Genomic DNA, 15386 nt, shown 5'->3' with positions numbered 1-15386 from the left:
CCGTCTGTCACAACGGCTTGCGCGAATATGTCGATTGGCCAGCAAGTCAAGGGAGGTAAATAAGTCCTACAACTTAAAAATACCTCTCCTACAAGCGCCGACTCAGGCATCCACCATCGCCATCGCCTCCTCGACATCCACTGCCACCAGACGCGAACAACCCGGCTCGTGCATCGTCACCCCCATCAGTTGCTCGGCCATTTCCATGGCGATCTTGTTGTGGGTGATATAGATGAACTGCACCGTCTGCGACATCTCTTTGACCAGCCGTGCGTAGCGTCCAACGTTAGCGTCATCCAATGGCGCGTCAACCTCATCGAGCATGCAGAACGGCGCCGGATTCAACTTGAAGATGGCAAAAACCAGAGCCAAGGCAGTCAGGGCTTTTTCGCCACCGGAGAGCAAATGGATGGTGCTGTTCTTCTTTCCTGGCGGCTGCGCCATGATCGTTACCCCTGTATCGAGTAGATCTTCGCCCGTCAGTTCCAAATAGGCGCGTCCTCCACCGAAAACTTTTGGGAAAAGGGCCTGTAAACCGCCATTGATCTGATCAAAGGTATCTTTGAAGCGGTTTCGGGTTTCCTTGTCGATCTTGCGAATCACATTCTCGAGCGTATCCAGCGCTTCCACCAGATCGTCGTTTTGCGCATCCAGATAACGTTTACGCTCGGATTGTTGCTGGTATTCGTCAATGGCCGCCAGGTTGATCGCACCCAGACGCTGAATCCGCGCGGAAATGCGTTCGAGTTCTTCTTCAGCGTCTTTCTCGTTGGCGTCGGCCACCAGGGTGGCGAGCACGCCGTGGAGATCATAGCCATCTTCCAGCAACTGATCTTCCAAGGTCTTGCGGCGCACGGTCAGGGCCTGCCATTCCATGCGCTGGGTTTCCATCTGCCCCCGAATCAACTGCGATTGCTGCTCGGCCTGGTTGCGACGTTTTTCCGCATCACGCAATTCACGGTCAGCGTCTTCCAGAGCGATCTGCGCCGTCTTGAGTTCTTCGTCGACGGTCATGCGTTTGTCGAGCAGCTCTTCGAGTTTGAGGCGCAACTCTTCCAGCGGCGCCTCGCCCTCCTCCAGATTGAGGCTGAGCTGTTCGCGCTTCTCGGTCAGGCGCTCGGATTGCATTTCCAGACGTTCCAGCGCCTGACGCGTCGAGTCGTGTTGTGCCTTGAGCGAACCCAGACGCACCGCCAGTTGATGCGCGTGATCCTTGTGTTGCCGAGCTTCCTGCCGCACCCGATCAAGTCGCTCGCGCAAGCTGTCGCGCTGGGCCAGCAGCAGCTCGCGCTGCTCGGTGTCCAGCGCCATGCTGTCGAGGGCTTCCTGCAATTGCAGACGCGCCTCGCCGATATTTTCGTGTTCCAGAGCGCGCTGCTCCGCCAACTCGGTGAGCTCTTCGTCCAGGCGTGTGCGGCGCAGGGTCAGTTGTTCGGCCTTGGCTTTGCCGGCGGACAACTGGGCTTTCAACTCACCTTGCTGACGCGCTTCGTCTTGCAGCAGACGGCGCAGATGTTCGCGACCGTTTTCCTGCTGACGCTGCTGCGCCCTGAGATTCTGAAGATGGGTTTCGAGGGTTTCAACCGTGGCTTCGCGCTCTTCGCGCTCGAGGCCCAGTCGCTGGATTTCCTGACCGCGAGCGAGCACGCCGCTTTCGGCTTCGCTGGCGCGACGTACGCGTAAAAAGTGCCGACCAACCCAGTAACCATCGCGGCTGATCAGACTCTGGCCGGCGGTCAATTGATTGCGCAGAGCCAAGGCCTGTTCGAGGCTGTCGACCGGTTTGACTTGCCCCAGCCATGGCGCCAGATCGATCTGCGCTTCAACTTTATCGAGCAAGCTGCCGGGCACGCGCACGCCATCGGTGGCCGGGCTGAGCAAGCGCAAATCGCCCTGGGTAAAACCGGCCAGATCGAAATCGCCGAAGTCATCTACCAGTACCGCTTGCAGGTCGGCGCCGAGCACGGTTTCCACCGCCAGCTCCCAACCGGCTTCGACTTTCAGGCCTTCGGCCAGGCGCGGGCGGTCGGCCAGATTCTGTTCACGCAACCATTCGGCGGTGCCGGTGCCCGGATCAAGCGCGGCTTGTTGCAAGGCTTCAAGGGAGGCGAGGCGACCGTTCAGACGCTGCAAATCACCTTGGGCCTGTTGCTGCGCCGTCAGCGCGTGCTGCAATTCCTGACGCAGTTGTTCAAGCTTTTCGACCTGAGCTTGTTCACTGGTCTGCAAATCCTCAAGTGTCGCTTCGGATTCAGCGAGCTGCTCGCTGAGTTCCATGATCGCCGCGTCTTCCGGGTCTGCCGAGAGCAACGCGCGCTCCTCGCCCAGCCGCTTCTGACGATCGGCCAGGCGCTCCATGCTCGTTTCCAGCTGCTGGATGCGCGACTGCTGAACTTCGGACTGGCGACGCGGTTCGGCGGCCGTCAGGTTGAAGGTGTCCCATTGCTCTTGCCAGGCGTGCATGGTGGTTTCGGATTCTTCCAGCGCAGCGGCAGCCTCTTCGGCGGCGGCGCTGGTGACTTCCTGTTCGGGGGTGAGCATGTCCAGCTCTTCGCCCAGCGTCAGCAGCAACGTACGGTCGTGACCCAGGTGCGACTCGGTTTCCAGACGCGCACGCTCGGCTTCTTTCAGATCGTCCTGCAGCTGACGTAGGCGTTGCTGACCATGCTGGATACTCTGCTCGACCCGGGCGATGTCGCCGCCGACCGAATAGAAGCGCCCCTGCACCAGATTGAAGCGCTCGGACAGGTCGTGGTGCCCGTCCCGCAAGCGTTCGATAGCCGCATCGGCATTCCGCTGCTCGGCTACCAGCGCTTCGAAGGTGACTTCCTGATTGCCGATGATCGCTTCGCGCTGACCGACCTGTTCATTCAACGCCTGCCAGCGCAGGGCCGACAGTTGGGCCTTGAGCTGACGCTCCTCGCCCTTGAATTCCTGATACTTCTTGGCGGCCTCGGCCTGGCGGTACAAGCGTTCAAGCTGACGCTCGAGTTCTTCGCGCAGGTCGGTCAGGCGGGCCAGGTTTTCGTGGGTGCGACGAATGCGGTTTTCGGTCTCGCGCCGGCGCTCCTTGTACTTGGAGATGCCCGCGGCTTCTTCAATGAAGTTGCGCAGGTCTTCGGGCTTTGACTCGATCAGCTTGGAGATCATCCCCTGCTCGATAATCGAGTAGCTGCGCGGGCCGAGGCCGGTGCCGAGGAAGATATCCGTGATATCGCGGCGGCGGCATTTGGTGCCGTTGAGGTAGTAAGTGGTCTGGCTGTCGCGGGTCACTTTGCGGCGAATGGAAATTTCCGCGTAGGCCGCGTATTCGCCAAGCAGGGTGCCGTCGGAGTTATCGAAGACCAGCTCGATGCTGGCCTGGCTCACCGGTTTACGGCTGGTCGAGCCGTTGAAGATGACGTCGGTCATCGACTCGCCGCGCAGGTTCTTGGCCGAACTCTCGCCCATCACCCAGCGGACGGCGTCGATGATGTTCGACTTGCCGCAACCATTGGGCCCGACCACCGCCGCCATGTTACTGGGGAAGTTCACCGTGGTCGGGTCGACGAAGGATTTGAACCCCGCCAGCTTGATGCACTTTAGCCGCACGCTCAGGCGTCCGTCAGGGCAGAAACCACCAGATCACTGCTGCGCTGGGCATACGCCGTCAGCACAATGCGGATCTGCGGAAAATCACGGGCCAGCACAGCGGCGAGCAAGCGTTCGAACAATTCGAGGAACTCGCTCATCGAGGCCTTGCGCTGTTCCAGGGCGAGGAAATACGCGCGGCTCATGGCCGGCTGCAGATTCTCGACGGTTTCCTGCAAGTACGGGTTGTTGGCGAACGGGTACGCGGCGCGCATCACACTGAAGCTGTCGTCGACAAAGGTGCGAATGTCCTGGCGCTCGTAGCTGGCGGTCAAGCGCTGCTGGATTTGTACGAACGGCGCCATGTCAGCCTGGACTTGCCAGCCGCTGGCCACGGCATTGCCCAGCAGGATGTAAAGCTCGCTCATCAGCGTGCACAGGCTCTGGACCTTGTGGGCCGTGAGCTCGGTCACATGGGCGCCACGGCGCGGCAGGATGGCGATCAGGTGGCGGCGCTCGAGGATCAGCAAGGCTTCACGGACCGAACCGCGGCTGACATTGAGGGCCAGCGTGACCTTCTGTTCCTGGATGCGCTCCCCGGGCTTCATTTCGCCACGAATGATGCGTTCGGCGAGGTGGTGAGCAATTTGCTCGGCGAGGCTGTCCGGCGCCTTGAACGTCATGGTTGTCCCTTCAAACTCTTCGATCTGCACAAGCGGCGCAGTGTACCGCACATAAAGGGTCATGGCGGAGTGCCCACTCGGCGGTTTTTGGCACGAATCCAGCAAAAAGCAGGCTATCCCGAGAGGGTCAATAATGAAGGAACGAGTCGTTGATCGACAAAATGCTATTTCCTGACCTTTAAGTCAGAAAATCATTGACCGCAAAGTCAGACCTGATAAATTCGGTTCAAGTCGGTTAACAACAATAATGAGTCTGCGAGGCCTTCCGTGATCCAGTTTTTACTTAACCAGGAACTCCGTAGCGAGCACGCCCTGGACCCAAACCTGACCGTGCTCAATTATCTGCGCGACCATGTGGGCAAACCCGGCACCAAAGAAGGCTGCGCCAGCGGTGACTGCGGCGCCTGCACTGTGGTGGTTGGCGAGCTGCAAACGGATGACGATGGCCGCGAACACATTCGCTATCGCAGCCTCAACTCGTGCCTGACGTTCGTTTCGTCACTGCACGGCAAACAACTGATCAGTGTCGAAGACCTCAAGCACCAAGGCGAACTGCACAGCGTGCAGAAAGCCATGGTCGAGTGCCACGGCTCGCAATGCGGTTTCTGCACACCCGGCTTCGTCATGTCGCTGTTCGCGCTGCAAAAGAACAGCGATCAACCGGATGCTCATAAAGCTCACGAAGCGCTGGCCGGCAACCTCTGCCGTTGCACCGGCTACCGGCCGATTCTGGCTGCCGCCGAACAATCCTGCTGCGGCAAGCAAACGGACCAGTTCGACGCCTGTGAGGCCGACACCATCGCTCGCCTGAAGGCCATCGCCCCTACCGATATCGGCGAACTCAACAGTGGCGACAAGCGCTGCCTGGTGCCGCTGACCGTTGCCGATCTGGCTGACCTCTATGACGCTTATCCACAGGCTCGCCTACTGGCCGGCGGCACGGATCTGGCGCTGGAAGTCACGCAGTTCCACCGCACCCTGCCGGTGATGATCTACGTCGGCAACGTCGCCGAGATGAAGCGCATCGAACGCTTTGACGATCGCCTGGAAATCGGTGCCGCCACCGCCCTCTCCGATTGCTACGAGGCCTTGAAAGCCGAGTACCCGGACTTCGGAGAACTGCTGCAACGCTTTGCTTCCCTGCAGATCCGCAACCAGGGCACCCTCGGCGGCAACATCGGCAATGCCTCGCCGATCGGTGACTCCCCGCCCCTGCTGATTGCGCTCGGCGCGCAGATCGTTTTGTGCAAAGGCGAAACCCGCCGCACGATGGCGCTGGAAGATTACTTCATCGATTACCGGGTCACCGCGCGTCAGGAAAGCGAGTTCATCGAAAAGATCATCGTGCCGCGTGCCAGCGCCGAACAACTGTTCCGCGCCTACAAAGTCTCCAAGCGTCTGGACGATGACATTTCCGCCGTCTGCGCCGCGTTCAACCTGCGCATCGACAACGGCGTGATCGCCGACGCTCGCGTCGCCTTCGGCGGCATGGCGGCAACGCCAAAACGCGCCAAGGCCTGCGAAGCCGTATTGCTCGGTGCCACCTGGAACAACGACACCGTCGAACGCGCCTGCGCCGCACTGGCCGAAGATTTCACGCCGCTCTCGGACTTCCGCGCCAGTAAGGAATACCGCCTGCTCAGCGCCCAGAACCTGTTGCGTAAATACTTCATCGAACTGCAAACACCGCACATCGAGACTCGGGTGACCGCTTATGTCTAATCATCACGCTGTAGAGAAGACCCAAGCCGAATTGGCTGAACTGTTCGCCAAGGACCTGACCACCGGTGTCGGCCGCAGCGTCAAGCACGACAGCGCCGCCAAGCACGTGTCCGGTGAAGCGCAGTACATCGACGACCGGCTGGAATTTCCGAACCAGTTGCATGTTTACGCACGCTTGTCGGACCGCGCTCACGCGAAAATCATCAGCATCGACACCCAGCCTTGCTACGCCTTCGAAGGCGTGCGCATCGCCATTACCCACGAAGACGTGCCGGGCCTGAAAGACATCGGCCCGTTGCTGCCGGGTGATCCGCTGCTGGCCATCGACGACGTGCAATTCGTCGGTCAACCGGTGCTCGCTGTTGCGGCGAAGGACCTGGAAACCGCGCGTAAAGCCGCGATGGCCGCGATCATCGAATACGAAGATCTGGAGCCAGTGCTGGACGTGGTTGAAGCGCTGCGCAAACGCCACTTTGTGCTCGACAGCCACACCCATCAGCGCGGTGATTCGGCCGGCGCCCTGGCCACCGCCGAACATCGTATCCAGGGCACGCTGCACATCGGCGGCCAGGAACACTTCTATCTGGAAACCCAGATCTCTTCGGTGATGCCGACTGAAGACGGCGGCATGATCGTCTACTGCTCGACGCAGAACCCCACCGAAGTGCAGAAGCTCGTCGCCGAAGTGCTCGATGTGTCGATGAACAAAATCGTCGTCGACATGCGCCGCATGGGCGGCGGTTTCGGCGGCAAGGAAACCCAGGCCGCGAGCCCGGCGTGCCTGTGCGCAGTAATCGCGCACCTCACCGGCCAGCCGACCAAAATGCGCCTGCCGCGCGTCGAAGACATGCTGATGACCGGCAAGCGTCACCCGTTCTACATCGAATACGACGTGGGCTTCGACAGCACCGGCCGGCTGCACGGCATTGCCCTGGAACTGGCCGGTAACTGCGGTTGTTCGCCGGACCTCTCGGCGTCGATTGTCGACCGTGCGATGTTCCACGCCGACAACTCGTACTACCTGGGCGACGCGACCATCAACGGTCACCGCTGCAAAACCAATACCGCGTCGAACACCGCTTACCGTGGTTTCGGTGGCCCGCAAGGCATGGTCGCTATCGAAGAAGTGATGGACGCCATCGCCCGCCATCTGGCCCTCGACCCGCTGGCGGTGCGCAAGGCCAACTACTACGGCAAGACCGAGCGCAACGTCACCCATTACTACCAGACCGTCGAGCACAACATGCTCGAGGAAATGACCGCCGAACTGGAAGAAAGCAGCCAGTACGCCGAGCGCCGCGAAGCGATTCGTCGCTACAACGCCAACAGCCCGATCCTGAAAAAAGGCCTGGCGTTGACCCCGGTGAAATTCGGTATTTCCTTCACCGCCAGCTTCCTCAACCAGGCCGGTGCGCTGATCCACGTCTACACCGATGGCAGCATCCACCTGAACCATGGCGGCACCGAAATGGGTCAGGGTTTGAATACCAAAGTCGCGCAGGTCGTGGCTGAAGTGTTCCAGGTGGAAATGGACCGCGTGCAGATCACCGCGACCAACACCGACAAGGTGCCAAACACCTCGCCGACCGCCGCTTCCAGTGGCGCCGACCTTAACGGTAAAGCCGCACAGAACGCGGCGGAGATCATCAAGAAACGCTTGGTTGAATTTGCCGCGCGGCAGTACAAGGTCAGCGAAGAAGACGTGGAATTCCACAACGGTCATGTACGCGTTCGCGATCACATCCTGACCTTCGAAGCGCTGGTCCAGCAGGCGTATTTCGCCCAGGTTTCGCTGTCGAGCACCGGGTTCTACAAGACCCCGAAAATCTTCTACGACCGCAGCCAGGCGCGGGGCCGGCCATTCTATTACTACGCCTTCGGCGCAGCGTGCTGCGAGGTGATCATCGACACCCTCACCGGCGAGTACAAAATGCTGCGCACCGACATCCTCCATGACGTCGGCGACTCACTGAACCCGGCGATCGACATCGGCCAGGTCGAAGGTGGTTTCATCCAGGGCATGGGGTGGCTGACCATGGAAGAACTGGTGTGGAACAACAAGGGCAAACTGATGACCAACGGCCCGGCCAGCTACAAGATCCCGGCGGTGGCGGACATGCCGCTGGACCTGCGGGTGAAGCTGGTGGAAAACCGTAAAAACCCGGAAGACACGGTGTTCCACTCCAAGGCAGTGGGCGAGCCGCCGTTCATGCTCGGCATCGCTGCGTGGTGTGCGATTAAGGACGCCGTGGCCAGTCTGGGCGATTACAAGCATCAACCGAAAATCGACGCGCCGGCGACGCCGGAGCGGGTGTTGTGGGGCTGTGAGCAGATGCGGCAGTTGAAGTCTTTGAAGCCTGTTGAGGCTGAAGTCGAGTTGGCTTCGCTGTAAGACCGAGGTGCGGCCTTCGCGAGCAAGCCCGCTCCCACAAGGGAATTGTGAACACCAATCCAATGTGGGAGCGGGCTTGCTCGCGAAGACGGCCGAACAGACAACAGAGATGTCGAGGTGAAACATGTACAACTGGATCGACGCCCTCGCCGACCTGCAATCCCGGGGTGAACCCTGCGTGTTGGTCACCATCATCGAAGAGCTCGGCTCGACGCCGCGTAACGCCGGCTCGAAGATGGTCATCAGCGCCAGCCAGACCTTCGACACCATCGGTGGCGGGCATCTGGAATACAAGGCCATGCAAATCGGCCGCGAGATGCTGGCCAGCGGCAAGCAGGACACGCACCTTGAACGCTTCAGCCTCGGCGCCAGCCTGGGACAATGCTGCGGCGGCGTGACCGTATTACTGTTCGAACCGATGGGCCAGGTTCAGGCGCAGGTCGCCGTGTTCGGTGCCGGCCACGTCGGCCGGGCGCTGGTGCCGCTGCTCGCCAGCCTGCCCTGCCGGGTGCGCTGGATCGATTCGCGGGAAGCCGAATTCCCGGAACAGATCCCCCACGGCATACGCAAAATCGTCACCGAAGAACCGGTGGACGAAATCGATGACCTGCCCGCTGGCAGCTACTGCATCGTCATGACCCACAATCACCAACTCGACCTCGAACTCACCGCTGCGATCCTCAAGCGCAACGACTTCGCCTACTTCGGCCTGATCGGTTCGAAGACCAAACGGGTGAAATTCGAACACCGTCTGCGGGACCGTGGTTTCGACAGCGCCGTGCTGCAACGCATGCGCTGCCCGATGGGCATCGGCGAAGTCAAAGGCAAGTTGCCTGTGGAAATCGCCATTTCCATCGCCGGCGAAATCATCGCCACCTATAACGCCAATTTCGGCCAGCACACCGCCAGCGCCGGATCATCGATCGCCAAACTGCTGCCTGCCTCACGCCGCAGCCACGCTTCGAACTAAAAAGCCACGAATTGAGAACAACAATGCCTCTGACTCGCAAAGCCTACCGCGCCGCCATTCTGCACAGCATCGCCGACCCCGCCGAAGTGGGCATCGAAGCCTCGTATGAGTATTTCGAAGACGGCTTGCTGGTGGTCGATAATGGCCAGATCAGCGCCCTCGGTCACGCCAGCGACTTGCTGCCGACCCTGCCGGCCGATATCGAAATCACCCATTATCAGGACGCGCTGATCACCCCTGGCTTCATCGACACCCACATTCACTTGCCGCAAACCGGTATGGTCGGCGCCTACGGCGAACAGCTGCTGGACTGGCTCAATACCTACACCTTCCCGTGCGAAAGCCAGTTCGCCGACAAGACTCACGCTGACCAAGTCGCGGACATTTTCATCAAGGAACTGCTGCGCAATGGCACCACCACCGCGCTGGTGTTCGGCAGCGTGCATCCACAGTCGGTGAACTCGTTCTTTGAAGCCGCCGAACAGCTGGACCTGCGGATGATCGCCGGCAAAGTGATGATGGACCGCAACGCGCCGGACTACCTGACCGACACCGCCGAATCCAGCTACGTCGAAAGCAAGGCGCTGATCGAGCGCTGGCACGGCAAGGGTCGCCTGCACTACGCGGTCACCCCGCGCTTCGCTCCGACCAGCACCCCGGAACAACTGACCCTCGCCGGCCAGTTGCTGAGTGAATTCCCTGACCTGTACATGCAGACTCACATCAGCGAAAACCTCAAGGAAATCGAGTGGGTCAAGGAACTGTTCCCGGAGCGCAAGGGCTACCTGGACGTCTACGACCACTACAAACTGCTCGGCGAACGTTCGGTATTCGCCCATGGCGTGCACCTGTGCGATGACGAGTGCGCGCGACTGGCGGAAACCGGCTCGGCGATCGCCTTCTGCCCGACGTCGAACTTCTTCCTCGGCAGCGGCCTGTTCAACCTGCCGATGGCCGAGAAGCACAAGTTGAATGTCGGCATCGGTACGGACGTCGGTGGCGGCACCAGTTTCTCGCTGCTGCAAACGTTGAACGAAGCGTACAAGGTCATGCAGCTGCAAGGTGCGCGACTGAGCCCGTTCAAATCGCTGTACCTGGCCACCCTCGGTGGCGCTCGCGCGCTGCGCCTGGAAGACAAGATCGGCACCCTGCAACCGGGCACTGATGCGGACTTCCTGGTACTGGACTACAACGCCACACCGCTGCTGAGCTATCGCTTGAAGCAGGCCAATAACATTGCCGAGACGTTGTTTGTATTGATGACGCTGGGGGATGACCGGACGGTGTTGCAGACCTATGCGGCGGGGAATCAGGTGCATCAGCGCTAGTTTTCTTCGGGCATAAAAAATCCCCCGTACTCTTCAGTCCGGGGGATTTTTATTGCCTGTCATATCGCCTTCGCGAGCAAGCCCGCTCCCACAGTAGATTTCTAGTGGACACAGGATTTGCGTTCAACACAAATCCAATGTGGGAGCGGGCTTGCTCGCGAAGGGCGCACAGCGGTATCAGAGCTTGGCAGCTGGCCGCCCTGGCTTCTTGGTCTGCAACAAATGCGAGAACACCGCATGCAAATCATCCGACGCGCTTTCTTCGTCCAGGTTGAGTTTGCTGTCGATGTGATCCATGTGATGCATCATCAGGTCCACCGCCAGCTCAGCGTTGCGCGCTTCGATGGCGTCGATCAGCTGGGTGTGCTCGTCGTAGGAACAGTGGGAGCGATTGCCGCTTTCATACTGGGCAATGATCAACGAAGTCTGGGACACCAGGCTGCGCTGGAAGCTGATCAGCGGCGCATTTTTTGCCGCTTCGGCCAGCTTCAAGTGAAACTCGCCCGACAGACGAATACCGGCGCCGCGATCGCCCCGGGAGAAGCTGTCGCGCTCGTCGTTGACCATCTGGCGCAACTCGGCAATCTGCTCGGCAGTGGCGTGCTGCACCGCCAACTCAGTGATCGCACGCTCCACCAGACGCCGGGCCATGAACACCTGGCGAGCCTCTTCGACACTCGGGCTGGCCACGACAGCGCCACGATTCGGACGCAGCAGCACGACGCCTTCATGGGCCAGGCGCGACAGCGCGCGGCGAATGATGGTGCGACTGACCCCGAAAATTTCCCCCAGCGCTTCTTCGCTCAACTTGGTACCGGGCGCCAGACGCTGTTCGAGGATGGCCTCGAAGATATGCGCGTAGACAATATCGTCCTGGGTACCGCTGCGGCCGGCTTTGCCTGCTCGCGGTTGTTTCTTGAGGGGTTGCAACTGTTCGTTCATGGGCACTCGAGTCGGAAGAACTGCGGCGAATTGACCGTGACTGTAATACGGCACAGTGGGTCGCTGGCAAGTATCGCGTAAAAAACACCGCGATTGTACACAATGGACAGTGGCAACACGACTGTACGGCTGTTTGTCACTTCCGCTGTATTGCAACGACTGGTTACTTTTGAGTTTAGGCTTGAACACAGAATCCGCCGCTTGAACACAATCCCCCTGTGGGAGCGGGCTTGCTCGCGAAAGCGGTGTGTCAGTCGACATTTGCTTCTACAGACTCACCGCTTTCGCGAGCAAGCCCGCTCCCACAATGGTTCTATGTTGTGGCGGACATCTTCATCTGTATAAGGAACACCGCCGTCATGAACGACGCCACGCACACGCAGATCCGCCCTTTTGCCGATACGTCGCCTTCTGCGATCGTCGCCGGCTTCATCGCGATGATGACCGGTTACACCAGCTCGCTGGTGCTGATGTTCCAGGCCGGGCAAGCGGCGGGTCTGACCAGCGCGCAGATTTCCTCGTGGATCTGGGCGATCTCGATTGGCATGGCGGTGTGTTCGATTGGCCTGTCTCTGCGTTACCGCACGCCGATCACCATCGCCTGGTCGACACCCGGCGCGGCGTTGCTGATCACCAGTCTGGGCGGCGTGACCTACGGCGAAGCCATCGGCGCCTACATTACCTGCGCGATTCTGGTGACCATTTGTGGTTTGACCGGCAGCTTCGAACGGCTGGTGAAAAAGATTCCGGCGTCATTGGCCGCTGCCCTGCTGGCGGGGATTCTGTTCAAGATCGGCAGCGAAATCTTCGTCGCCGCACAGCATCGCACTGCGCTGGTGTTGGGCATGTTCTTCACTTATCTGGTGGTCAAACGTCTGTCGCCGCGTTATGCCGTACTGGCCGCGCTGTTGATCGGGACGGCGCTGTCAGGGCTCATGGGCCTGCTGGACTTCAGCGGTTTTCATCTGGAAGTGGCGACGCCGGTCTGGACCACGCCGCACTTCTCCCTCGCCGCGACCATCAGCATCGGCATTCCGCTGTTTGTCGTGGCAATGACCTCACAGAACATGCCCGGCATCGCCGTGCTGCGCGCCGACGGTTACACCGTGCCGGCATCGCCGCTGATTACCACCACTGGCATCGCTTCGTTACTGCTGGCGCCGTTCGGTTCCCACGGGATCAACCTGGCGGCCATCAGCGCGGCGATTTGCACCGGGCCGCATGCCCATGAGGATCGCAACAAGCGCTACACGGCGGCCGTTTGGTGCGGGATCTTCTACGGGATTGCCGGGGTGTTCGGCGCGACACTGGCGGCGCTGTTTGCCGCATTACCGAAAGAATTGGTGCTGTCGATTGCGGCACTGGCGTTGTTCGGCTCGATCATCAATGGCTTGAGCATCGCCATGAATGAAGTGAAGGAACGTGAAGCGGCGCTGATTACCTTTATGGTCACGGCGTCGGGGCTGACGCTGTTTTCCATCGGTTCGGCATTCTGGGGAATTGTGGCGGGGGTTCTAACGATGGTGATTCTGAACTGGCGCAAGGCCCTGTAGGAGCGGGGGGACGCCCAGTCCTTGCCCGCGATGGCGATCTCAGGTGCGCTATCGCGGGCAAGCCTTGCTCCTACAACAGGCATAAAAAAACGGCGACCCTTGGGCCGCCGTTTTTTACAACATCAAGCTACCGGATTGATCGGCTTTTCCGGGTACCAGACGTCGATCAGCGGGCTGACAGTCGCTTCGGTCAATTCGCTGCGGCCTTTGAGCCAGGCTTCAACAGCGGCACGCTGCTCTTCGGACACCGAGCCACGCTTCTGCAGGCAAACCAGACCGAAGTCGTCGCCGCCAACATAGCCCAGACCGTTGGCTTCCATGGCTTCTTTCAGGAACGCGTCGAGGAAAGCATCAATGGCTTCATCAGCCAAATCTTCTTTGAAATCCAGGTTCAGTTCGAAACCCAGCTCTTGAAATTCATCGACGCACAGTTTTTTGCGCAGACGCTGGGAACGGTTAGTCGCCATTGGAACAATCCTCATAAGTAATAACGGGCGGCACTTTAGCAGTTTAAGGCGCCGAATGCCCGTCTCTCTGGGTTGCAAGCCCTACCGTCGGTAAAAAATAGCGGATTAGAAGGCCAGGGCACGGCACAAGCCACTACACCTTGGGGCATAATGCCGACACTTTCATGACCACTGAGGGAATTTATCTGTATGCCCTCGTCTTTTTCCCCCTCGGCTGTAGGGTTTTATTTCACATGATCAAATCTTTGCGTCCATTGTTGCTGGCCGGTTTTCTGCTCCCACTGGCCTTCTCCGTTTCCGCCGCCTCGATCAACACCGCGCTGTCGCCCAACGTTGAAAAAGCCCTCAAGGCCAGCAAGATGCAGGACAACGCCCTGTCGCTGGTGATGATCCCGCTCAACGGCCCTGGCACCCCGACGATTTTCAATGCTGACGTTTCTGTCAATCCGGCCTCGACCATGAAACTGGTCACCACGTACGCGGCGCTGGAAATGCTCGGCCCGAACCACCAGTGGAAAACCGAGTTCTACACCGATGGCACGCTCAGCGGCGGCATCCTCAACGGTAACCTCTACCTCAAGGGTGGCGGCGATCCGAAGCTGAACATGGAAAAACTCTGGTTGCTGATGCGTGACCTGCGCGCCAACGGTGTGACGCAAATCACCGGCGATCTGGTGCTGGACCGCAATTTCTTCGTACAGCCGCAATTGCCGCAGTTCAACGACGACGGCAATGACGATAACAAGCCGTTCCTGGTCAAACCTGACGCGCTGATGGTCAACCTCAAGGCCCTGCGCTTTGTGGCGCGCAACGACAACGGCCGGGTGCTGGTGTCGGTGGAACCGCCGATTGCCACCATTCGCATCGAAAACCAGGTCAAAGCCGTCAACTCCAAGCAATGCACCGGTGGCGTGCGTTACAACCCGGTGACCCAGGCCGATGGCAGCGTGACCGTGACGGTCGGCGGCCAGTTGGGCGAAGGCTGCAGTTCCCAGACTTACCTGTCGCTGCTCGACCACGCGACCTACACCGCAGGCGCCGTGCGAGCGATCTGGAAGGAACTGGGCGGCAGCATTCAGGGCGTGGACCGTTTGGCGCCAACCCCTAAAGACGCCAAGGTCCTGGCTCGGGCCTTCTCGCCGGACCTGGCGGAAATCATCCGCGACATCAACAAATACAGTAACAACACCATGGCCCAGCAGTTGTTCCTGAGCCTGGGTGCGCAGTTCCGCACCGAGGCCGACGGTGACGATGCCAAGGCTGCACAGCGCGTGGTGCGTCAGTGGCTGGCGAAGAAAGGCATCACCGCGCCGCACCTGGTGATGGAAAACGGTTCCGGCCTGTCCCGTGCGGAACGGGTGAGTGCGCGTGAAATGGCCGGCATGCTGCAAGCGGCCTGGAAAAGCCCGTATTCGGCCGAGTTCATCAGTTCGATGCCGATTGCCGGTACCGACGGCACCATGCGCAAACGCCTGAAAACCACGGCGATGCGCGGTGAAGCGCACATCAAGACCGGCACCCTGAATACGGTGCGGGCGATTGCCGGCTTCAGCCGCGACATCAACGGCAATACCTGGGCGGTAGTGGCGATCCTCAACGACAAGGCACCGTTTGGCGCGTCGTCGGTGCTGGATCAGGTGCTGCTGGACCTGTATCGCCAGCCGAAACTGCCGGAAACGGCTTCGGTGCTCTAACCCGATCTACAAACCACAGATCCAATTGTGGGAGCGGGCTTGCTCGCGAAGACGGTGTGACAGTC

At 60.0% G+C, this 15386-nt stretch carries 10 protein-coding genes; 6 read left to right on the top strand and 4 right to left on the bottom strand.

All coding sequences use genetic code 11. The features are described 5' to 3' along the window. Positions 1-102: 102 nt before the first annotated feature. Both smc and KW848_RS15235 read right to left on the bottom strand, forming a co-directional pair. Positions 103-3591 carry a chromosome segregation protein SMC gene (gene smc / locus KW848_RS15240; protein WP_218537345.1) on the bottom strand — a complete coding sequence of 1163 codons (3489 nt, stop codon included), beginning with the start codon at positions 3589-3591 and terminating at the stop codon, positions 103-105. A gap of 2 nt (positions 3592-3593) precedes the next feature. Further along, the gene (locus KW848_RS15235) at positions 3594-4253 is read right to left on the bottom strand and encodes a GntR family transcriptional regulator (protein ID WP_192407083.1); all 660 of its coding nucleotides are present in this window, start codon (positions 4251-4253) and stop codon (positions 3594-3596) included. A 267-nt stretch (positions 4254-4520) separates the two neighbouring features. Here KW848_RS15235 and xdhA point away from each other — a divergent pair, with 267 nt between their 5' ends. The 4 genes from xdhA (at position 4521) to guaD (ending at position 10665) form a co-directional block, all read left to right on the top strand. After that, complete coding sequence (xdhA, locus tag KW848_RS15230) at positions 4521-5975, top strand: xanthine dehydrogenase small subunit (RefSeq protein ID WP_218537344.1); 1455 nt, start codon at positions 4521-4523, stop codon at positions 5973-5975. Next, positions 5968-8367, top strand: coding sequence for a xanthine dehydrogenase molybdopterin binding subunit (gene xdhB, locus KW848_RS15225; protein ID WP_218537343.1), 2400 nt, complete (start codon positions 5968-5970; stop codon positions 8365-8367). The genes xdhA and xdhB overlap by 8 nt, the downstream gene beginning before the upstream one ends. Before the next feature lie 124 nt (positions 8368-8491). Beyond that, positions 8492-9337 carry a xanthine dehydrogenase accessory protein XdhC gene (gene xdhC, locus KW848_RS15220; protein WP_218537342.1) on the top strand — a complete coding sequence of 282 codons (846 nt, stop codon included), beginning with the start codon at positions 8492-8494 and terminating at the stop codon, positions 9335-9337. A gap of 23 nt (positions 9338-9360) precedes the next feature. Beyond that, on the top strand, positions 9361-10665 hold the full coding sequence (gene guaD / locus KW848_RS15215; protein ID WP_218537341.1) for a guanine deaminase: 1305 nt from the start codon (positions 9361-9363) through the stop codon (positions 10663-10665). 177 nt (positions 10666-10842) lie between these two features. Here the strand turns inward: guaD and KW848_RS15210 are convergent, their stop codons facing one another. Next, positions 10843-11607 carry a GntR family transcriptional regulator gene (locus KW848_RS15210; RefSeq protein WP_008146364.1) on the bottom strand — a complete coding sequence of 255 codons (765 nt, stop codon included), beginning with the start codon at positions 11605-11607 and terminating at the stop codon, positions 10843-10845. Positions 11608-11966: 359 nt separating this feature from the next. On the opposite strand from KW848_RS15210, the gene KW848_RS15205 reads away from it, so the two are divergent. Continuing rightward, positions 11967-13160: a benzoate/H(+) symporter BenE family transporter gene (locus KW848_RS15205; protein ID WP_192407075.1), complete on the top strand. Its 1194-nt coding sequence runs from the start codon at positions 11967-11969 to the stop codon at positions 13158-13160. Positions 13161-13282: 122 nt separating this feature from the next. On the opposite strand, the gene KW848_RS15200 is transcribed toward KW848_RS15205, so the two are convergent. Next, positions 13283-13627 (bottom strand): YggL family protein, encoded by a 345-nt coding sequence (locus KW848_RS15200; protein ID WP_007896965.1) that lies wholly within the window; start codon positions 13625-13627, stop codon positions 13283-13285. A 233-nt stretch (positions 13628-13860) separates the two neighbouring features. On the opposite strand from KW848_RS15200, the gene dacB reads away from it, so the two are divergent. Continuing rightward, positions 13861-15321, top strand: coding sequence for a D-alanyl-D-alanine carboxypeptidase/D-alanyl-D-alanine-endopeptidase (dacB, locus tag KW848_RS15195; RefSeq protein ID WP_111450631.1), 1461 nt, complete (start codon positions 13861-13863; stop codon positions 15319-15321). The last annotated feature ends 65 nt before the right edge of the window (positions 15322-15386 follow it).

Origin of the sequence: Pseudomonas sp. PDM25 (genome assembly GCF_019219045.1) — a bacterium.
Taxonomy (GTDB): domain Bacteria; phylum Pseudomonadota; class Gammaproteobacteria; order Pseudomonadales; family Pseudomonadaceae; genus Aquipseudomonas.
Note: the sequence above shows the minus strand (reverse complement) of the source record. Positions and strands in the feature narration are given on the sequence as shown.